The organism is Sphingobium trunci, from assembly GCF_022664535.1.
GTDB lineage: Bacteria > Pseudomonadota > Alphaproteobacteria > Sphingomonadales > Sphingomonadaceae > Sphingobium.
The window spans coordinates 17,926-38,305 of record NZ_JAKUJY010000002.1; the positions used below are offsets into that span (position 1 = coordinate 17,926).

18 protein-coding genes and 3 tRNA genes are annotated in these 20,380 nt (G+C 63.9%); 11 read left to right on the forward strand and 10 right to left on the reverse strand.

Translation table 11 applies throughout. The features are described from left to right. Positions 1 to 60: 60 nt before the first annotated feature. Positions 61 to 519, reverse strand: coding sequence for a response regulator (locus tag MJ601_RS02175; protein WP_242122946.1), 459 nt, complete (start codon positions 517 to 519; stop codon positions 61 to 63). Between the two features lie 160 nt (positions 520 to 679). Between MJ601_RS02175 and MJ601_RS02180 the strand changes: the two genes are divergently transcribed. After that, on the forward strand, positions 680 to 1,594 hold the full coding sequence (locus MJ601_RS02180; RefSeq protein ID WP_242122947.1) for a pseudouridine synthase: 915 nt from the start codon (positions 680 to 682) through the stop codon (positions 1,592 to 1,594). Continuing rightward, positions 1,591 to 2,130 carry a 16S rRNA (guanine(966)-N(2))-methyltransferase RsmD gene (gene rsmD / locus MJ601_RS02185; protein ID WP_242122948.1) on the forward strand — a complete coding sequence of 180 codons (540 nt, stop codon included), beginning with the start codon at positions 1,591 to 1,593 and terminating at the stop codon, positions 2,128 to 2,130. Before MJ601_RS02180 ends, rsmD begins: the two co-directional genes overlap by 4 nt. Before the next feature lie 127 nt (positions 2,131 to 2,257). Here rsmD and MJ601_RS02190 read toward each other — a convergent pair whose 3' ends face one another. Next, the gene (locus MJ601_RS02190; protein ID WP_491572875.1) at positions 2,258 to 2,695 is read right to left on the reverse strand and encodes a Fe-S oxidoreductase; all 438 of its coding nucleotides are present in this window, start codon (positions 2,693 to 2,695) and stop codon (positions 2,258 to 2,260) included. A 133-nt stretch (positions 2,696 to 2,828) separates the two neighbouring features. Continuing rightward, the gene (locus MJ601_RS02195) at positions 2,829 to 3,224 is read right to left on the reverse strand and encodes a GFA family protein (RefSeq protein ID WP_242122950.1); all 396 of its coding nucleotides are present in this window, start codon (positions 3,222 to 3,224) and stop codon (positions 2,829 to 2,831) included. Between the two features lie 103 nt (positions 3,225 to 3,327). On the opposite strand from MJ601_RS02195, the gene MJ601_RS02200 reads away from it, so the two are divergent. Then, positions 3,328 to 5,604 carry an ATP-dependent helicase gene (locus MJ601_RS02200; protein WP_242122951.1) on the forward strand — a complete coding sequence of 759 codons (2,277 nt, stop codon included), beginning with the start codon at positions 3,328 to 3,330 and terminating at the stop codon, positions 5,602 to 5,604. A 27-nt stretch (positions 5,605 to 5,631) separates the two neighbouring features. On the opposite strand, the gene MJ601_RS02205 is transcribed toward MJ601_RS02200, so the two are convergent. The 4 genes from MJ601_RS02205 to MJ601_RS02220 all read right to left on the reverse strand — a co-directional run bounded on the left by MJ601_RS02205 (position 5,632) and on the right by MJ601_RS02220 (position 7,947). Further along, entirely contained in the window at positions 5,632 to 6,735 is a 1,104-nt protein-coding gene (locus MJ601_RS02205) for a YncE family protein (RefSeq protein WP_242122952.1), read from the reverse strand. A gap of 467 nt (positions 6,736 to 7,202) precedes the next feature. Beyond that, positions 7,203 to 7,278 (reverse strand) — tRNA-Ala (locus tag MJ601_RS02210). A 168-nt stretch (positions 7,279 to 7,446) separates the two neighbouring features. Further along, positions 7,447 to 7,522: transfer RNA gene (locus MJ601_RS02215), tRNA-Ala, on the reverse strand. 89 nt (positions 7,523 to 7,611) lie between these two features. Beyond that, entirely contained in the window at positions 7,612 to 7,947 is a 336-nt protein-coding gene (locus MJ601_RS02220; RefSeq protein WP_242122953.1) for a TIGR02300 family protein, read from the reverse strand. A gap of 150 nt (positions 7,948 to 8,097) precedes the next feature. On the opposite strand from MJ601_RS02220, the gene aroA reads away from it, so the two are divergent. From aroA to MJ601_RS02255, 7 genes are all read left to right on the forward strand, one after another. After that, positions 8,098 to 9,438: a 3-phosphoshikimate 1-carboxyvinyltransferase gene (gene aroA / locus MJ601_RS02225; protein WP_242122954.1), complete on the forward strand. Its 1,341-nt coding sequence runs from the start codon at positions 8,098 to 8,100 to the stop codon at positions 9,436 to 9,438. After that, on the forward strand, positions 9,435 to 9,686 hold the full coding sequence (locus MJ601_RS02230) for a CBU_0592 family membrane protein (protein WP_242122955.1): 252 nt from the start codon (positions 9,435 to 9,437) through the stop codon (positions 9,684 to 9,686). The genes aroA and MJ601_RS02230 overlap by 4 nt, the downstream gene beginning before the upstream one ends. Next, entirely contained in the window at positions 9,683 to 10,318 is a 636-nt protein-coding gene (gene cmk / locus MJ601_RS02235; protein ID WP_242122956.1) for a (d)CMP kinase, read from the forward strand. Before MJ601_RS02230 ends, cmk begins: the two co-directional genes overlap by 4 nt. A gap of 171 nt (positions 10,319 to 10,489) precedes the next feature. Then, positions 10,490 to 12,202, forward strand: coding sequence for a 30S ribosomal protein S1 (gene rpsA / locus MJ601_RS02240; protein WP_176591181.1), 1,713 nt, complete (start codon positions 10,490 to 10,492; stop codon positions 12,200 to 12,202). A gap of 167 nt (positions 12,203 to 12,369) precedes the next feature. Next, a complete protein-coding gene (locus tag MJ601_RS02245) occupies positions 12,370 to 12,660 on the forward strand; it encodes an integration host factor subunit beta (protein ID WP_242123302.1) in 291 nt (96 codons plus the stop codon). A 54-nt stretch (positions 12,661 to 12,714) separates the two neighbouring features. Next, positions 12,715 to 12,800, forward strand: a tRNA-Leu gene (locus MJ601_RS02250). An 80-nt stretch (positions 12,801 to 12,880) separates the two neighbouring features. After that, positions 12,881 to 14,665 (forward strand): cation:proton antiporter domain-containing protein, encoded by a 1,785-nt coding sequence (locus MJ601_RS02255; protein WP_242122957.1) that lies wholly within the window; start codon positions 12,881 to 12,883, stop codon positions 14,663 to 14,665. Here MJ601_RS02255 and MJ601_RS02260 read toward each other — a convergent pair. Next, a complete protein-coding gene (locus MJ601_RS02260) occupies positions 14,662 to 15,600 on the reverse strand; it encodes a glutaminase (protein ID WP_242123304.1) in 939 nt (312 codons plus the stop codon). The genes MJ601_RS02255 and MJ601_RS02260 overlap by 4 nt on opposite strands. Before the next feature lie 189 nt (positions 15,601 to 15,789). Next, entirely contained in the window at positions 15,790 to 17,307 is a 1,518-nt protein-coding gene (locus tag MJ601_RS02265) for a DUF1570 domain-containing protein (RefSeq protein WP_242122958.1), read from the reverse strand. Here MJ601_RS02265 and MJ601_RS02270 point away from each other — a divergent pair. Further along, a complete protein-coding gene (locus MJ601_RS02270; RefSeq protein WP_242122959.1) occupies positions 17,288 to 17,677 on the forward strand; it encodes a hypothetical protein in 390 nt (129 codons plus the stop codon). The two genes, MJ601_RS02265 and MJ601_RS02270, sit on opposite strands and share 20 nt — an antisense overlap. Here MJ601_RS02270 and alaS read toward each other — a convergent pair. Beyond that, positions 17,646 to 20,324, reverse strand: coding sequence for an alanine--tRNA ligase (gene alaS, locus MJ601_RS02275; protein WP_242122960.1), 2,679 nt, complete (start codon positions 20,322 to 20,324; stop codon positions 17,646 to 17,648). The genes MJ601_RS02270 and alaS overlap by 32 nt on opposite strands. Positions 20,325 to 20,380: the final 56 nt, after the last annotated feature.

Below are 20,380 nucleotides of genomic sequence, written 5' to 3' on the forward strand. Positions count from 1 at the left end.
ACCATATGAGCAAATGCGGCGGAGGCAAGCCGCCCGATGCGGTTAGGGTTCCGACCCTGATCAGGCCGCATCCTCGAACAGATGCAATCCCTCCGGAAAACGCGGCAGTTCCTTCCCCCGCAACAGGGCATCCACCACCGCCACCGCCAGCAGCAGATCGCGTGGGGCATAAGGCTTGGCGAGGCAGCCCAGAGCGACCTCCCGCGCATCGACGGGGCAAGCGCCGCTGACGAACAGCACCGCCACCCCCCGGCCTGCGGCATGCCGTGCCAGATCGATCCCGGTCTTGTCGCCATGCAGCGTCACGTCGGCGATCACCAGATCGACACTTTCCTCCTCGATCACGCTGATGGCATGGTCATAATCATCGACGGTCGCGGCCACGCGATAGCCCGCCACTTCCAGCACATGCTCATTGTCGAAGGCGACGAGCGGTTCATCCTCGACCACCAGGACGCTGCGGATCGCCTTGCGGCGTCCTCGTCCCCTGGATTCCCCTTTCACCAGCCCGAAAAACATTTGCCGTTCCGCCCCATTTACGCCATTCAGCCGACCAACGCGCCAAGCCCCGCCGGGTTTCGGCCATCCCCGGCGCACAGGCGCGGGGACAGCATCATTCGTCGATTTTCCGGCGCCTCCGATATGGGAACGCCGCCCCGCTTTGAAAAGGAAGTCATCCGTGGAACCGCCGAAAAAATCTGGACCGCCCCGCCGGTCAGGCCCCGGCGGCCCCAGGCGCCCTGCTGGCGCAAAAACCACGCCGGGGTCGCGCCCCGCCCGTCCGCCCTTCCAAAAGGCGAAGGTCACGCCCGCCAAACCGGCCAATCCGCACCCCGCCCGCGCGGCGGCGGCGGCCAGCGGCAAGAATGAACCGCAGCGCATCGCCAAGCTCCTTGCCCGCGCCGGGGTGGCATCGCGCCGCGAAATCGAACGGATGATCGAGGACGGCCGCATCACCCTCCACGGCGAAGCCGTCACGACGCCCGCGACCCTGCTGACGTCCCTGAACGGCGTCGCGGTCGACGGCACCCCCATCGCCGCGCCCGCGCCCACGCGGCTGTTCCTGTTCCACAAGCCGAGCGGCTATCTGACCGCGGAACGCGACCCGCGCGGGCGCCCCACCATCTATGACAGGCTGCCCGCGGACCTGCCGCGCGTCATGCCGATCGGCCGGCTCGACATGACGACCGAAGGCCTGCTGCTGCTCACCACAGACGGCGAGTTCAAGCGGCAGATGGAACTGCCCTCGACCGGCGTTCCCCGCACCTACCGGGCGCGTGCCTTCGGCGAAGTCAGCCAAAAGCAGCTTGAGGACCTGTTCGACGGGCTGGAGATCGATGGCGTCCGCTATGGCCGGATCGAGGCCAATCTGGAACGCCGCACCGGCCGCAACCAGTGGATCGAAATGACGCTGACCGAAGGCAAGAACCGCGAAGTCCGCCGCATCCTCGAACATCTGGGCCTTCAGGTGAACCGCCTGATCCGCACCAGCTATGGCCCCTTCCATCTTGGCGAACTGGCGTCCGGCGCGGTCGAGGAAGTCCGCCAGCACGACCTCATCGTCTTCCGCAAGAGCCTGAAGGCGCCCAAATGAGGATCATCGCAGGCCAATGGCGCGGCCGTCCGCTGGTCGCACCCAAGGGCGACGCCACCCGTCCGACGGCGGATCGCACTCGCGAAACGCTCTTCTCCATGCTGTTGAGCCGTATCGGATCGTTCGAGGGGCTGGCCGTGGGCGATTTCTTCGCCGGTTCCGGCGCACTGGGGTTCGAGGCCCTGTCCCGCGGCGCGGCAAGCTGCATCTTCGTGGAGCAGGACCGGGCCGCCAGCGACGCGATCCGCGCCAATGGCGAGAAGCTTGGGCACCGCCCCGACATCCGTCAGACCAGCGTGCTCTCGCTCGGCCCGGCGGCCCGGCCGCTGGACCTCATCTTCATGGATCCGCCCTACAATACAGGCGCGGGAATGGTGGCCCTCGACAAGCTCGGCCGCCTCGGCTGGACCGCTCCGGCGACTTGGATCAGCATCGAAACCGACCGCCGCGAGGATGTCGAAGTCAAGGGCTTCGCCGTCGAGGCGTCACGCGACGTCGGCAAGGCCCGCCTGACCCTGCTGCGGGCGGAGGCTTAAGCGCCGCCCCGAATTACCGATCCGTCCTGCCTGTGGACTGACGGCCAGCACAGCCGGGCCGACGCGGCGCGGGACCGGGCCGGTATGGCGGCGCAGATCGCCACCCTTTCCGGCCCGTGCGGACAGATTACCGCCGCTTACGGACAGATTTCCGCGCCTCGCTCGGATTGATGCAACTGTCCTGCACGGTCTTGCTGCAGACCGGATAATCCTTCGCCTCGGTCGGCGGCGGCGTCATGTTGCCGCCCACCGTCACCGGATTGCTGGAACTTCCCACCGGCGCCGCCGGATCCTTGGGCGCGTTCGCCGGGGCCGGGTTCATCCCCGTATCCGGCGGCACGGCTCCCGCAGGCTGCCCGGCATTGGGGTCAGCGCCGGCAGGCGGCGTGGCGGGCGTGGCCGGAGTCGCGGGGGTAGCGGGCGTCGCGCCCTGATCCGGCGGCGGAGGCGCTGCTTCGGTCGCAGGCGGCTGCGTCGAGGCCGGCATGTCCTGCGCCACCGCAATGCCCGTAACACCGGCGCCAAAGGCCAGCATGGCCGCGCCTGCCAACATGATCGATTTCATCGGGATCATCCTTTCCTTGTTCTTCACCCCGTTCTGCCGCTTGGGCTGAGGGAAAAACCGGAATCGTGACGCCTACGTTCCGGCACCGGCGATGAAACGTTGCTCAGGCGCCGCCAGATGATCCGTTACAGCTTCATTCCTCCGGAAAGCGATCGAATTTCGGCAGCTTATGCGCGCCCTCCATCCATGGCGCCGCTTCGGCCATCTGGATATGGGCGGTGGGCGGAAAGGCGGATTGATCGTCCAGTGTCGCGGTCTGGATATCGATCATTCCCGGAAAGACCGTCGCGCTGCTGTAGAACAGGCCGGTCCCGCACTTGCCGCAGAAATGCCGCTCCACATGGTCCGAAGACCGGTATCGCACGGGATCGCCGCTCACCTTGACCCCGCCCTCCGGGAAAAGCGCCCAGCCGACCATCGGGGCCCCCGCGCTTCGGCGGCAGTCGGAACAATGACAAAGGGCGCTGTGCGCTGCCTCTCCCGTCACTTCGTAACGGATCGCCCCGCAATGGCATCCTCCTGTGTGCATGAGCTTTCTCCTTGCATGATTCTCCTTTTGTTCTCATAAATCACGGCAAGCAGCAAGGGCGCCCGCCCTTGTTCCCAAACGTCTCACCCCTTAGTTGTTGCCCATGACCCTGCCCGCCCCCTCGCCAGACGATCCTCCCTATCTTCGGGGGCTGAATGCGCCCCAGCGCGAAGCCGTGCTCACCACCGAGGGGCCCGTGCTGGTCCTGGCGGGCGCGGGTACGGGCAAGACTGCCGCCCTCACCGCCCGCCTTGCCCATCTCATCGCCACCCGCCGCGCCTGGCCGTCGGAGATCCTGGCCGTCACCTTCACCAACAAGGCCGCGCGGGAGATGCGCGAACGCGTCGGCCGCATGATCGGCCCCGCGGTGGAGGGCATGCCCTGGCTCGGCACTTTCCACGCCATCGCCGCCAAGATGCTGCGCCGCCATGCCGAACTGGTGGGGCTGCAATCCAACTTCACCATCCTCGACACCGACGACCAGCTCCGCCTGATGAAGCAGCTCATCCAGGCCGAGGGGATCGACGAAAAGCGCTGGCCCGCCCGCCAGTTGGGCGGCCTGATCGACCAGTGGAAGAACAAGGGCCTGATGCCGGAGGAGATCGGCGCGGGCGAGAGCGAAGCCTATGCCAATGGCCGGGGGCAAAAGCTCTACGCGGCCTATCAGGCTCGTCTGCGGGAGGTTAATGCCTGCGATTTCGGTGACTTGCTGCTGCATGTTCTGACCATATTGAAACGCCATCGCGACGTCCTGGAAAGCTATCAGCAGCGCTTCCGCTATATCATGGTGGACGAATATCAGGACACCAACAGCAGCCAGTATCTCTGGCTCCGCCTGCTCGCGCAGCAGCGCAAGAATATCTGCTGCGTGGGTGACGACGACCAGTCCATCTATAGCTGGCGCGGCGCGGAAGTCGCCAATATCCTGCGGTTCGAAAAGGATTTCCCGGGCGCGAAGATCGTCCGCCTCGAACAGAATTACCGCTCCACCCCGCATATCCTGGGCGCGGCATCGGGCGTGATCGCGGAAAATGGCAACCGGTTGGGCAAGACGCTCTGGACCGACATCGACGTGGGCGAGAAGGTCCGCATCATCGGCGTCTGGGATGGCCCGGAGGAAGCCCGCCGCGTCGGCGAGGAGATCGAATCGATCGAGCGCAAGGGACAGTCGCTGGACGAGGTTGCCATCCTCGTGCGCGCCCAGCACCAGACCCGCGAATTCGAAGACCGCTTCATCCAGATCGGCCTGCCCTATCGCATCGTCGGCGGCTTCCGCTTCTATGAGCGCGCCGAAATCCGCGACGCGCTGGCCTATCTGCGCCTCGTCAACCAGCCCGCCGACGACCTCGCCTTCGAACGCATCGTCAACGTCCCCAAGCGGGGCCTGGGCGACAAGGCCGTCGAAAAGCTCCACCGCCTCGCCCGGGCGGAGGGCATTCCCCTCACCCTTGCCGCCGCCCGCATCCTCGACACCGACGAGATGACGCCGCAGGCCCGCCGGTCCCTGGGCGCCTTCATCGGCGATCTCGCCCGCTGGCGCGACCGCTCAGGCCAGCTTCCCCATGCGGAACTCGCCCGGCAGATCCTGGACGAAAGCGGCTACACCGCCATGCTCCAGGCCGAACGCACCGCCGAAAGCGCCGGGCGGCTGGAAAATCTCAATGAACTCACCCGCGCCATGGAGGAATATGAGACGCTCGGCGCGTTCCTCGAGCATGTGAGCCTCGTCATGGACAATGAGGCGCAGCAGGACGAGCGCAAGGTCACGATCATGACCATCCACGCCGCCAAGGGGCTGGAGTTCGACACCGTGTTCCTCGCGGGCTGGGAAGAAGGCATCTTCCCCTCCCAGCGCGCGCTGGACGAAGGCGGCCTCAATTCGCTGGAGGAGGAACGCCGCCTCGCCTATGTCGCGATCACCCGCGCAAGGAAGCTGTGCCTCATCCTCCACGCCGCCAATCGCCGCATCTATGGCCAGTGGACCAGTTCCATCCCCTCGCGCTTCGTGGGCGAACTCCCCCCCGAACATGTGGAGGAGGAAAGCAGCATGTCCGGCGGCGCCTCGCTCTGGCGCGCCAACTGGTCGGAACGGGCGGACCCCTTCGCCAACGTCCAGCGCGGCACCGGCCGGGGCCCCGGCTGGCAACGCGCCCAGCAAAGCGGCCAGTTCGTGAAGGAACCTGTCCGAATAGTGGAAGCCCGCGCCTCTGCGGTATCGCTGGGCAACAAGGGCCGCGACGACATGAGCGTCGGCCTGCGCGTCTTCCACCAGAAATTCGGCTACGGCACCGTCGCGGAAATCGAAGGCAACAAGCTGGAGATCGACTTCGAAACCGCAGGCCGGAAACGCGTGATGGACAGCTTCGTCCAGCCGGCGTGACGATCGTCCAACTGGTCCGGTCTTTCTCTATCCCCGGGATGAATGGGCCTCGCTGACGCGCATCTCCCATATCGCGGCCTGGTGGCCGCGAGCTGGAACGGCCAGAAAGAGCGTCCTGAGTTCCGGGACGAACAGGGCGGTACGGGAGCCTTTTTCCGTCTCTATTCTCGCCTCGGTCCGGTCCTTTTCCACGATATGGATGTGGCCGGTTCCGCAGACGACAATTTCCCGGTCACCATCCAGGAACAGGTCATCCGAATCTCCGCAGGTGGGCCGGCTCTCGACGATGGCGCCGGTTGCCATGTCGACCCGCGCCAACACCGCGGGAAAACGAAAGGCGATCACGGCCGAGTGCGTTGCTGGATCAAGCGCCATCGGAAAATTCAGGCGATACACCCCTGTGGACCACCGGGCTGTCACCTTCTGACGATCGCGATCGACCGCGAGGATGGCGGCATTGCCGGGCACGTTGACGAAGGCATTTCCCCCCATCAACCGAAAGCTCTCGGGATGACCTTTGAAGATTACGCGATGGATCACTTTGTGACTCGCAGGATCGATAGTGGCGAGTCCACCGGATCCATAACCCACGACCACTTGGCCGTTTCGATCATCGATGCGCACATTGTCCGCGTCGTCCCCCAACGGGATGACGGCGATTTCGCGTTGACCTGATGCGCCGTAGAAGTGGACCGAGCCGTCGCCGCATGCGACGATCAATTCCTGGCGCACCGGCAACCATGCGACGCCCTGCGGTTCCTTCAAACCTGAAATGCGATTGACCACGGCACCCGTTCTGAGGTCGATTGTATCGACCGTGCCGTTGGCGACTTCAGCGACGAACAGCCGCCGACCCGTCAGGTCGACTGCCAGATGGTCGATCCGGCCCTTGGTATCGGGAAGGGCTATCGTTCGCCCCAGCCTGATCGGCGAATGGGGATCGGTGGCCTTGATCGGCGGAGCCGATGCTTCGCATGCGCAGGATGAAAGGATCAACCAGACACCGGCAAGACAAGGGCCGACCACCCTCCTCCCCTGCACGGCGATGATTTGCCCTCGCGGACGGCCAAAAACCGGCCATCCGATGCGCCGGCACCAGCGCTTGATCTCCTGAAAAGTGGGTCCAGGCATATGCTTCCCAACGGCTTGGGCAGGGGCGGGCGGGCGTCTGATCCCCTGTTCCGGACAGGTGCCACGCGCCGATAACTTTTACAACCGATCATGGTCCGCTTTCCGAGCGTCACCTAGGTCCACTATTGAATTGCCGTTCGCCCGTTGAGCGGGAATTTCCGGCCAGAACCCGCCGCCACTTTTGCCTGTCCTACAGGCCCATTCCGGCGCTAGACCGAATCAGCTCTTTGAACCGTCAAAATCGCAATAGGACATTTCTTGGGAAATGGCCCTTTCCCGTGCGGCATCAGTGTCACCTATGTCACCCAAATCCTACAGACGAAATCGATCGACGACACAAACGGAAAAAGCCCCGATCCGATCCGGACCAAGGACACATATCAAGTGAAGCTGTCGGGCCGACTTCGCTTGCGGTCAGAGGTTTTTCGGGAGAATGTCCCTGCACATTTTCTTTATTCTGGAAAAACTGGTGGAGCCTAGCGGGATCGAACCGCTGACCTCCTGCATGCCATGCAGGCGCTCTCCCAGCTGAGCTAAGGCCCCATCGTTGCGCCGCATCATAGCGCATCCCAATGGATCAGGCCATGTCCGGTACAACACCGTCGGCCGAATATATCATGCGAGGTCACTTATAACCTCACGACACCCCTCCCTTGCGGTCGGGAGTTTTTCGGAAAAATGTCCCCCGGACATTTTCTTTTCCCGAAAAACTGGTGGAGCCTAGCGGGATCGAACCGCTGACCTCCTGCATGCCATGCAGGCGCTCTCCCAGCTGAGCTAAGGCCCCGTTTCCAGTGTCGGCGCCGTTTGGGTCCGGCGCCTCGGAGGTCGCTGCCATTAGGTGGCGGCGAACTCCTTGGCAAGCACAAAATTCAATTAATTGTCGTCGTCGCCATCGTCGCCGCCGGCATCGACGCCCAGGTCGTCGTCGCCGCCCAGATCCACGTCATTATCCGGCGAATCGCCGTCATCATCGACGTCCAGATCCAGGTCCAGATCGTCGTCCGCCGCCTCCAGCTCGCCATCGGCGGTCTCGATGACCTTCTTGGGCGCTTCCTCATACGGCAGCGGCTGCTTCGACTTCAGCACCGGCTCCGGTTCCCAGGCGGTGCCGCAGTTGATGCAGGTAACCGGGTCATCCTTGCCCAGGTCATAGAAGCGCGTGGCGCATTTCGGGCAGGTACGCTTCGTGCCCCATTCAGCCTTGACCATGTCCGGCCTTTTCCTTCTCTTGCGAGTGCTCAAAACAGATATTACGCGGCACGACAGGGGTCGCCCGCGAAGAGACGGCGCCTTGCCATAGCGAAACCGCCCTGTCAAAAGCCGGGCGCATTTTTTCAAGTCCCAACAGACGGATTTCCCGTGACCGCTTCTTCCGACCAGCCGACTCCGATGACCTTCACCGCCGCCCCGGCCCTCTCCGGTTCCGTCACCGTGCCGGGCGACAAGAGCATTTCGCACCGTTCGCTGATGCTCTCCGCGCTGGCCGTGGGCGAAAGCCGGGTGGAGGGATTGCTGGAGGGCGAGGACGTGCTGTCCACCGCCGCCGCGATGCGGGCGATGGGCGCTGACATCGGCAAGGACGACGAAGGCATCTGGCACATCCACGGCGTCGGCGTGGGCGGCCTGCTCCAGCCCGAAACCGCGCTGGACATGGGCAATAGCGGCACCTCGACCCGCCTGCTGATGGGCCTGGTCGCCAGCCACGGCATCACCGCGACCTTCATCGGCGACGCGTCCCTGAGCAAGCGCCCCATGGCCCGCGTCACCGAACCGCTGTCCCGCATGGGCGCCAGCTTCACGACCAGCCCCGGCGAGCGCCTTCCGCTCACCATGCGCGGCGCCTGTCCGGCCGTGCCGCTGGATTATCGCCTCCCCGTCGCCTCCGCGCAGGTGAAATCCGCGATCCTGCTCGCTGGCCTCAACGCCCCCGGCATCACCCGCGTCGTCGAGCCGATCCCGACCCGCGATCATAGCGAACGGATGCTCAAGGGATTCGGCGCCGATCTCGACGTCGAAGTCGAAGCCGACGGCACCCGCATCATCACGCTCAAGGGCGAAGCCGAACTCCGCCCGCAATCGATCACCGTTCCCGGCGACCCCTCCTCCGCCGCTTTCCCGATGGTCGCAGCGTTGCTGGTTCCCGGTTCCAGGGTCACGATCACCAATGTCGGCCTCAACACGACCCGCGCAGGGCTTGTCGACCTGCTGCGCGAAATGGGCGGCAACATCGTGATCGAAAATCCGCGCGAAGTCGGCGGCGAGCCGGTGGGCGACCTTGTCATCACCGCCTCGGCGCTCAAGGGCGTCGAACCCGACCCGGCCCGCGCCCCGTCGATGATCGATGAATATCCCGTCGCCTTCATCGCCGCCGCCTTCGCCGAGGGGCGCAGCACCTTCCGTGGGCTGGAAGAATTGCGGGTCAAGGAATCGGACCGCATCGCCACCATGGCGACCGGCCTGCGCGCCATCGGCGTCACGGTCGAGGAACTGGAGGACGGCATCGCCATAGAAGGCAGCGGCGGCGCGCTGCTTCCCGGCGGCGGCCCGATCGCCACGAAGCTCGACCACCGCATCGCGATGAGCTTCGCCGTTGCGGGCCTCCTGTCGAAAAATGGCGTCACCATCGACGACATGCGCCCGGTCGCGACCAGCTTCCCCGGCTTCATCGCGCTGCTGCAATCGCTGGGCGCCATGATATGATCTTCGACTTCGCCAGCATCATTGGCCTGATCGGCAGCGGCCTGATGATCGCGGCCTATGCCTACAGCAACATGGCGAAGGTGCTGAACTTCATTCTTTTCAACCTGTTGAACCTGATCGGCGCGCTGCTGCTCATTGCCTCGCTGACGGTTCACTTCAATATTGCGTCAATGGCGCTGGAAGTCGTCTGGGCCTTCATCGCGCTCATCGGTCTCGCCAAGGCGCTGCGGAAAGGCAAAGCTGCATGATGATCGCCGTCGATGGCCCCGCCGCCTCTGGCAAGGGCACGATCGCCAGGGCGCTGGGCCGCCATTATGGCCTGCCGGTTCTCGATACCGGCCTGCTCTACCGCGCCGTCGGGCTCGCCGTGCTCAAGGCCGGCGGCGACCCCGACCATGAAGCCGATGCGCTCGCCGCCTGCGATTTCGACGATGCCGTGCTGAACGATCCGGCGCTGCGCAGCGAGGCCGTCGGCTCGCTTGCCTCCCGCGTCTCGATCCATCAGAGCGTCCGTCAGGCGCTGGTCAAACGCCAGCGCGACTTCGCGACCCAGCCCGGCGGCGCGATCCTCGACGGCCGCGACATCGCCACCGTCATCGCACCCGATGCCGACGCCAAGATCTTCGTTACCGCCAGCGTCCATGTCCGCGCCCAGCGGCGCTATCAGGATGCGCTCGATCATGGCGGCCAACCAGACATGGACAGCCTGATCGCGGATATCCAGGCCCGTGATACCCGCGACATGAGCCGCGATCACGCACCCCTGCGCATGGCGGACGGGGCGGACTTGCTCGATACCTCCAATTTGACTATAGACGCCGCCGTCCAGCAGGCCATTGCACTGGTGGACGCCCAGTTGGAACGTCGGCAACAGGCCTGACGCGATGCCGGGTGCCGGGGATTCCCAGGCGCCCTTTTCGCTTATCCACGGGGCGTCGACTCGTCAGGGCCGAATGGATGTCCGTACGCTATCCGGGTGTGCGGGCGGTTTGGCCTGAAAGACCACCGGACACAACCGGTAGGCCAGCAATGACGAGTGAAGGACTTAAACATGGCCTCTACGGCATTCCCCTCGCGCGACGATTTCGCCGCGCTTCTCAATGATTCTCTCGGTGGCGAGGATGGCGGCTTCGAAGGCCGCGTCGTCAAGGGCACCGTTACCGGCATCGAAAACGACATGGCGCTGATCGACGTCGGCCTGAAATCGGAAGGCCGCGTTCCGCTGCGCGAATTCGCCGCCCCCGGCCAGAAGGCTGACCTGAAGGTCGGCGACGAAGTCGAAGTCTATGTCGACCGCGTCGAAAACGCCCATGGCGAAGCCATGCTGTCGCGCGACCGCGCTCGCCGCGAAGCCGCCTGGGACAAGCTCGAAGCCGAGTTCACCGAAAATGCCCGCGTCGAAGGCGTCATCTTCGGCCGCGTCAAGGGCGGCTTCACCGTCGACCTCGACGGCGCCGTGGCGTTCCTGCCTGGCAGCCAGGTCGACATCCGCCCCGTGCGCGACGTCACCCCGCTGATGGACATTCCGCAGCCCTTCCAGATCCTCAAGATGGATCGCCGCCGCGGCAACATCGTCGTGTCGCGCCGCGCCATTCTGGAGGAAACCCGCGCCGAACAGCGCAGCGGCCTCATCCAGACGCTGGCCGAGGGCCAGATCATCGAGGGCGTCGTCAAGAACATCACCGATTATGGTGCGTTCGTTGATCTGGGCGGTATCGATGGCCTGCTGCACGTCACCGACCTCAGCTACAAGCGCATCAACCACCCGAACGAGATGATCAACATCGGCGACACCGTCCGCGTGCAGATCATCCGCATCAACCGCGACACCCAGCGCATCAGCCTCGGCATGAAGCAGCTGGAAAGCGATCCGTGGGAAGGTGCCGCCGCCAAGTATCCGGTTGGCGCGAAGCTTTCGGGCCGCGTCACGAACATCACCGAATATGGTGCGTTCGTCGAACTGGAGCCGGGCATCGAAGGTCTGGTCCACGTTTCGGAAATGTCCTGGACCAAGAAGAACGTCCACCCCGGCAAGATCGTTTCGACCAGCCAGGAAGTCGACGTCATCGTCCTGGAAGTCGATCCCGAGAAGCGCCGCATCTCGCTCGGCCTCAAGCAGGCCCAGAACAACCCCTGGGACAGCTTTGCCGAACGTCACCCGATCGGTTCGACCGTCGAGGGCGAAGTCAAGAACGCGACGGAATTCGGCCTGTTCATCGGCCTGGACGGCGATGTGGACGGCATGGTCCACATGTCGGACATCGCGTGGGGCATTTCGGGCGAAGACGCGCTGGCTCTGCACCGCAAGGGCGAGACGGTTCAGGCCGTGGTTCTCGACATCGACGTCGAGAAGGAGCGCATCAGCCTGGGCATGAAGCAGCTTGAGCGTGGCGGCCCGGCCGCTGGCGGCACCGCTGCTGCTGCGGCTGGCCTGTCGAAGAACTCGATCGTCACTGTGACCGTTCTGGAAGTGCGCGACGGCGGCCTGGAAGTCCAGGCTGGCGAAGACGGCGCTGCCGGCTTCATCAAGCGCAGCGATCTTGGCCGCGACCGCGACGAACAGCGTCCGGAACGCTTCCAGGTCGGCCAGAAGTTCGACGCCATGGTCACCGGTTTCGACCGCGCCAAGAAGCCGACCTTCTCGGTCAAGGCGATGCAGATCGCCGAAGAGAAGCAGGCTGTGGCGCAGTATGGCTCGTCCGACAGCGGCGCGTCGCTGGGCGACATCCTGGGCGAAGCGCTGAAGGCCAAGAGCGAAGGCTAAATCCCCTTCGACATCTAACTTAAGTAATAGAACCCGCCGGAGCTAGTCTCCGGCGGGTTTTTTCTTTTCCCATAACGAGAAAGACATACCGATATTGGCTAATTGTCAGATGCTTGAGGATTCATTATAAATCTAGTGGGAACCAGAAGGGGGAGTCTGGAGGACCAATGATACGCTCGGAACTGATCCAAAAACTGGCTGAGGAAAATCCGAACCTCAACCTGCAAGAAGTCGAAAGGATCGTCGATCTCTTCTTCAAGGAGATTGTCGACCGTCTTTCCAATGGAGGACGCGTGGAATTGCGTGGCTTTGGCGCATTCACGACCCGCGCCCGCGACGCACGCACTGGCCGAAATCCGCGCACGGGGGAGCAGGTGCCGGTGGATGCCAAGCGCGTGCCTTATTTCAAGCCCGGAAAGGAAATGCGGGAAAGGCTGAACGGCAAAGCTGCGATCTGAAACACGCACATCCTTGACCTTCGGGCCGTTAGCCTTCAGGGGGTAACGGCCTGAGCGGACGTGGCGAAATCGGTAGACGCAGCGGACTTAAAATCCGCCTCCCCCTGGGAATGCGGGTTCAAGTCCCGCCGTCCGCACCATGGTGTTCTTTCGACATCACGCCTTTCGACCGGATTTGATTATTGCTGGCCATCCTGCGCGTTTGCCGCAATGATTGGCGATGGCCGGTGCAATCAACCCTCAAAGCTTCAGCGATTCCCTTGTCATCCTTGGCGCAGCGGGACTGGTCATCCCCGGCTTTGCCCGGTTCCGGATCAGTCCGGTGATCGGCTTCATTCTGGTCGGTCTGGCAGTCGGTCCTTCCGGACTGGGCGCCTTGGTCAATCAATATCCCTGGCTCTACCATGTCACCATATCCAATAGATCAGCGATAGAACCGTTTGCCGAACTCGGCGTCATATTACTTCTTTTTTCCATTGGTCTGGAATTGAGCTTTCGTCGTCTTTGGACGATGAGGACACAAGTATTTGGAGTAGGCGCCGCAGAATTACTCGGCGGCGGGACGCTCATCGCTCTTGGCCTCTACCTGCTTGGTCAGGCGCCCGCAGGTGCGTTCGGTCTTGGCCTTGCCTTGGCGCTCTCATCAACGGCCGTCGTTCTGCCGATGGTGGGGACGCAAAGCGCCGTGGGGCGGGCCGCCTTTTCCATGCTGTTGTTCGAGGATCTGGCGCTCGTCCCCATCATCTTCATGCTGGGCGCGTTGGCGCCCTCGGTTGCGGCGAGTCCGGATGGCCCCTGGAACGAATTGGCCGATACGCTCGTCAAAAGCGGCATCACCATCGCCATCATGCTGGTCCTGGGCCGCATCTGCCTTCCCCATATTTTCAGCCAGGCCGCACGGACCAAAAGCCCCGAAGTATTCCTTGCCGCGAGCCTCCTCGTCGTCATCATTTCCAGCATGGCGACGTCCATCGCCGGACTGTCACCGATCGTCGGCGCGCTGCTGGCCGGATTGCTGATTGCCGAAACCGATTATCACGGCGAGGTCGAGGTCATGACCGCACCGTTCAAGGGGCTGGCGCTCGGCGTTTTTCTGATCACGGTCGGCATGGGCCTGGACGTACGCGTCATCCTCGCCAACTGGCCGAACCTCATGCTCGCCGTGTTGGGCGTGGTGCTGGCCAAGACGATCGTTACCGCCGCCCTGCTCTATATTTCGGGGGCAAGGAAGGGCGTGGCGCTGGAAGTCGGCGTGCTGATGGCAAGTCCGTCGGAAACGACCCTCATCGTGCTGTCGGCGGCAGCGGCCGCACAGTTGATCCTCCCCTCCACCGCCGCTTTCTGGCAGATCGTGACCGCCATCGGCCTTACCATCACACCGCTGCTGGCACGGCTGGGGCATGATATCGCCCGGCGGCTGGAAATGGCGCTGGGGGAAGAGACTGCCGAAATCAGCCAGGACGACAGCGAAGCCGCTGCGGTCATCATCGGCTTCGGACGGGTCGGCCGGATGGTTTGCGACCTGCTCAACTTTCACAAGCAGCGGTTCATCGTCGTTGAATCGGACCCGGATGTGGTGGCCGAAGCACGGAGGGACGGATATCCGATCCTGTTCGGCGATGTTTCGCGGACGGAAATGCTCGATAAATTGCGGCTGGGCCATGCCCGGGCACTGATCCTCACGATGGACGATCCGGTGCTGTCGATCAGGGTCACCAAGCGCGTCCGCGGATGGGTGCCTGATCTGCCGATCATCGCGCGCGCGCGGGATACCGATCATGCCGCCCAATTATATCAGGCTGGGGCGAGCGATGCCGTGCCGGAAACGCTGGAAAGTTCGCTCCAGCTTGCGGAAACCGCGCTGGTCGATCTGGGCGTCGCCATGGGACCGGTCATTGCCTCCATCCACCAGACGCGCGAGGATTTGCGGATGGGGATCAAGGATGCCGCCCAGCTTGAAACGGCTCCGAAGCTCCGCCGGTTGCGGGCGGATGAAATACCCTAACCCTCCGGGCCCGGCGCGCTGAAGACCGACCAGCCGGTCCGCCGGGCCAGTTCCTCCAGCGCCAGAGTTCCAAGCTGGCTGTTGCCATTTTCATTGAGGCCGGGAGACCAGACCGCGATCGAGGCCCGGCCGGGGACGATGGCGAGTATGCCGCCGCCGACCCCCGATTTACCGGGTATGCCGACGCGAAAGGCGAAATCGCCTGAAGCATCATAATGGCCGCAGGTCAGCATGAGGGCGTTGATCCGCTTGGCGCGGCTGGGGGAAACCACCCGGCCACCGTCAGGATGGCGGCCGTCCAGCATCAGATAGCGGCCTGCCAGAGCGAGCTGACGGCAGCTCATTTCGATCGCGCATTGATGGAAATAGCTGCCCAGCACCAGGTCGGCGGGATGACGCACATTGCCGAACGCCCGCATATAGTTGGCAAGCGCCATGTTGCGGAAACCGGTGGCGGTTTCGGAGGCCGCCACCGCTTCGTTGATTGCGATGCTGTCATCGCCGGTCAGATAGCGCACGAAACGCAAGATCTCACCAATGGCGACGCGGGGCTGGTGGCCGCCGAGATTGACGTCCGCCACGACGATCGCGCCCGCGTTGATGAAGGGATTGCGCGGAATGCCCTGTTCCTGCTCCAGTTGGACGATGGAGTTGAACGCATTGCCGGAGGGTTCCCGCCCCACCCTTTGCCACAATTGGTCGCCCACCTTCCCGAGCGCGAGGGTCAGGGCGAAGACCTTGGAGATGGACTGGATCGAAAAACCGGTGTCGGCGTCTCCACCCGCGATCAGGCGTCCGTCGGCGGTCGCTATGGCGATGCCGAACTGGTTGGGATCGATCTTGGCCAGTTCCGGAATATAGCTGGCGACCGTACCGCGATCTTCCCGGCTCGCGGCCTGGGCGACGATGTCTGCGAGGAGGGCGGAAAGGTCCATGAGGTGCATGATCAGCTTCTGGGTTGACGGTATCCGGGTTACATAGGTGACACGATGGAGCTACCCAAAAACGGCGGTTTTGCGAAATTTTCCTACAGGTCAAAGAGCCGCTTCAGACATAGCCCGAAGCCGCAACGATAGGACAGAAAAATCTCCCGGACCGGTGCGGACATGCGCCCCGACCGCCCATCATTCCGCGCTGTCATCTTCGGGAATGAGCAACCCGTTTCCCTTCCATTCCGGTTCGCTGTCCATCCGTTGCAGCACCATATGGGCGACCTCCGCAAGCTGGCCGCCGTGGGGATTGAAGGCAACGGGCGCCAGGTTGCGGCGCGCCTGGTCGCGCTGTCCCCCACGCAACTGTTGCATGGCAAGGGTCATGCGAAGTCCCAGGTCGAAGGGCGCCAGTTCCGAGGCACGCCGCAGCCCCTGCAGCGCCAGGGGCGTAGGTTCCCGGCCCTGACGGACGAAGCTTTCATAATAATAGAAGAGCGGCAGCGGATGGTCGTTTTCCAGATGATTGAGCGCCGCGAAGGTCGTGCGCACGGCATTGTAGGCTGCGACCTTGTCCGGCGCATCCTGCGCCACGCGCAGCAGCGACAGGCCCTTCTGCACATAGGCATTGACCTGGCCGGGATCGAGCGCAAGGGCCGCATCGGCGGCGGCAATGGCCTCCTTGTCGTTACCTGCGTCATGCTCCGCCTCCGCAAGCGCGGAAAGCACGGCGGGGTCGGCCGGGAAACGGGCGGCGACGGCACGCGCATCGGGCAGAAGCGCCTTCGCACCCGCACCGTCGACGCCGCGTTTGGAGCGGATGACGACAGGCATCATCGCCGCGGCACCTGTGCTCAAAGCACGCACCGTAACCGGCCCGGTGCTGATGATGCCTGCCGGCAGCTTCAGCATGGCCATGCGCCGTTGCTTCAGATAGGTGTCCAGTTCCTTTTCGAGCAGCTGGAAATCGCCGAACGCCTCCAATCCCGCCGTGCGGAGGTCCTTGCCTCTGGCAAGCAGGGTCAAATAGCGGGTCAACTGACCTTTCCGATCCTTGTTGAAGACCAGATAATGGTAAAGCAGCCAGCTCTTTCCGTAAAAGGCGTCATAGCCCTTGCCACGGTGCTTTTCATAGACGGCGGGATCCAGCAGATCCTCCGCGGTCACGTCGGCCGCCTCGAACAATTCATAGGCGCGGTGCTGGGCCGGCCGGCCAAGCTCGACGCTGCCGTCGCGCACAAAGGCGGCGGAGGAGAAAAATTCCGCCGCGCCCTCCGACAGCCAGCGTGGCAACGGGGCTCCGCCGGAACTGATCAGGAAATGATGCGCATATTCGTGGAGCAGCGTGATCATCGAACCGTCGATTTCGCCACTGCCCGCATGAACCCGGGGCACTATGGCAAGCGACTGCCCTGCGCGCGGAATGTAGAAGCCGCCGATATATTGCGCGCCTTCGCCATAAAGCTTGCGCACCTGCGCCTCGTTGCTGACCACATAGACGGTAAGGCGGTTGGACGGGCTGGGCCGACCATCCTGCGATCCGGTGACGGCCACCATCGCGGCCTGATAGCTTTCGAGCTGCTGCGAAAAGAGGCGAATATCCTGTTCGCGCGTGTCGGCATAGACCAGGAAATGATCGCTCGACGCCTCAAGCCAGGCAGCGCGCGCAGTGGCTGGCACGAACAACAGACAGATGACGATAAAAAGCCGCATGATCCCCCCGAATCATTTCCATGCGTCAAAATATGACTGGCGTGCCGTGGGCAAAGGCGAGCAAGCCCGACGAACGCCGCTCCAGTCTGAAACCTGGCAAAAAATGATGCAACAGCAAAAAGATAGAGCATTTTCGAAGCAGGCGGCATCGCCTGCTGGCTCGGAAAATGCGGAAAACCAAGGACAAGTGGAGCATGATCCGATTCAGCTTGATCGGATCATGCTAGAGCAAAATTCCTGCGCCTCATTCAGCGCAGCCTGCTCCATCCCATCCGGAGGACAAGCGAGGGAGGAAGGAACTGTTCCTGCCCCGTTTACAAGCGCAACTGATTCCCGTCCTACGCCGGAACGCCTGCCAATGCGGTCTTGACCGCCTCGATCGCGGCCTGGGCCTTGGCGCCTTCGGGGCCGCCGCCCTGGGCCATGTCGGGACGGCCGCCGCCGCCCTTGCCGCCCAGCGCCTCGACGCCTGCACGGACGAGGTCCACCGCACTGATGCTGTCCTTCAGGTCGTCGGTGACGCCGACGGCGATGCTGGCGCGACCGTCGACCACGGCAAGGACCGCGGAAACGCCGCTGCCGAGCGTCGCCTTGTTCTGATCGACCAGGCCGCGCAGTTCCTTGGGGTCGAGGCCTTCGATCACCTGGCCGATGAAGTTGACGCTACCCACCTTCTCCGGGCCGGCGGCCGGGGCGGAACCGCCTCCACCGCCCGCTCCCGAAAGCGCCAGCGCCTTCTTCGCTTCGGCCAGTTCGCGTTCGAGCCTGCGGCTCTGTTCGACCAGCGCGGCGATGCGGACGGGGACCTCTTCCGGAGTCGTCTTGAGCGCGGCGGCCGACTGGCGCAGGCGATCCTCCCGGTCGGAAAGCCAGAGGCGCGCGGCTTCGCCCGTCAGCGCCTCGATACGGCGGACGCCGGAGGACACCGCGCTTTCGGAGATGATCTTGAAGATCGCGATGTCGCCGGTCGCGCGGACGTGGGTGCCACCGCACAGTTCGACCGAATAATTATGCCCATTATCCTGACCGTCGCCCTTGCCCATGGAGAGGACGCGGACCTCATCGCCATATTTCTCGCCGAACAGCGCCATCGCGCCCGCCGCGATCGCATCGTCCGGGGTCATCAGGCGGGTGGTCACGGCTTCATTGTGGCGGATCTGCTCGTTCACCTGGCTTTCGATGGCGGCGATCTGGCTGTGGGTCAGCGCTTCTGGGTGCGAGAAATCGAAGCGCAGGCGATCCGGCGCGACCAGGCTGCCCTTCTGCGTGACATGGGCGCCCAGTTCGCCCCGCAGCGCGGCGTGCAGGAGGTGCGTGGCGCTGTGGTTGGCGCGGATGCGGTCGCGGCGATGGGTGTCGACGCTGAGATGCACCGTATCGCCGACCTTGATGCTGCCCATGCCGACCTTCGCCCTGTGGGCGTGGAGGCGGCCCAGGGGCTTGGCGGTGTCCTCGACGTCCGCGACCAGGCCCGACTGCGAGCTGATCGTGCCCGCGTCGCCCATCTGGCCACCGCTTTCGCCATAGAAGGGCGTCTGGTTGGTGATGATGATGACCTCATCGCCCGGCCCGGCGGCATCGACGCGCGCCCCGTCCTTGACCAGCGCAAGCACCTCGCCCTCGCCCACCGTCGCGGTATAGCCGATGAATTCGGTGCTGCCGGTGCTTTCGGCAATGTCGAACCAGATTTCGTCCGACGCCTTTTCGCCCGACCCCTTCCACGCGGCGCGGGCGGCGGCCTTCTGCTCGGCCATCGCCTTGTCGAAGCCGGTGCGGTCGACGCCGAGACCGCGCGAGCGCAGCGCGTCTTCGGTCAGGTCATAGGGGAAGCCATAGGTGTCGTAGAGCTTGAACGCGGTTTCGCCCGGCAGCGTGCCGCCTTCCGACAGGTCGCCGGTGGCTTCGTCGAGCAGCTTGAGACCCTTTTCCAGAGTCTGGCGGAAGCGGTTTTCCTCGCGCAGCAGCGTTTCCTCGATCAGCGGCTGGGCGCGGACCAGTTCCTGATAGGCGCCGCCCATTTCGGAGACGAGGCTGCCGACGAGGCGGTGCATCAACGGCTCCTTCGCGCCGATGATGTGCGCATGGCGCATGGCGCGGCGCATGATGCGGCGCAGGACATAGCCACGGCCTTCATTCGCGGGCAACACGCCGTCCGCGATCAGGAAGCTGGTGGAGCGCAGATGATCCGCGATGACGCGGTGGCTGGCCTTATGCTCGCCGTCGGTGGCTGTCCTGGTCAGCGCGCCGGATTCCTCGATCAGCGCCTTGAACGTGTCGGTGTCATAATTGTCGTGGACGCCCTGAAGCACAGCGGCGATGCGCTCCAGCCCCATGCCGGTGTCGATGCTGGGCTTGGGCAATTCGGAGACGATCTCGTTCGCTTCCTGCTCATATTGCATGAAGACGAGGTTCCAGATCTCGACGAAGCGGTCGCCATCCTCCTCCGGGCTTCCGGGAGGGCCGCCCCAGATATGGTCGCCATGGTCGTAGAAGATTTCCGAGCAGGGGCCGCAGGGGCCGCTGTCGCCCATCGCCCAGAAATTGTCCTTGGTCGGGATGCGGATGATCCGCTGTTCGGGCAGGCCCGCAATCTTCTTCCACAGGTCGAAGGCTTCGTCGTCGGTGTGATAGACGGTGGCGGTCAGCTTGTCCGCCGGGATGCCCCATTCCTTCGTCAACAGGGTCCAGGCGTGGGTGATCGCCTGCTCCTTGAAATAGTCGCCGAAGCTGAAATTGCCCAGCATTTCGAAGAAGGTGTGGTGACGCGCGGTATAGCCGACATTGTCGAGGTCGTTATGCTTGCCGCCGGCGCGGACCGACTTCTGGCTCGACGTCGCCTTGTTGTAGGGCCGGGTTTCGAGGCCGGTGAAGACATTCTTGAACGGCACCATGCCCGCATTCACGAACATCAGCGTCGGGTCGTTGTGCGGCACGAGCGGCGCGGACGGAACGATGGTGTGGCCGTTGGCCCCGAAATAGTCGAGGAAAGAGCGGCGAATGTCGTTGGTCGAGGTCATGGGGGCGATTTAGTGGGAAGCGTCCCGGCGCACAAGCGGGGCTTTTCGTCGTTTAT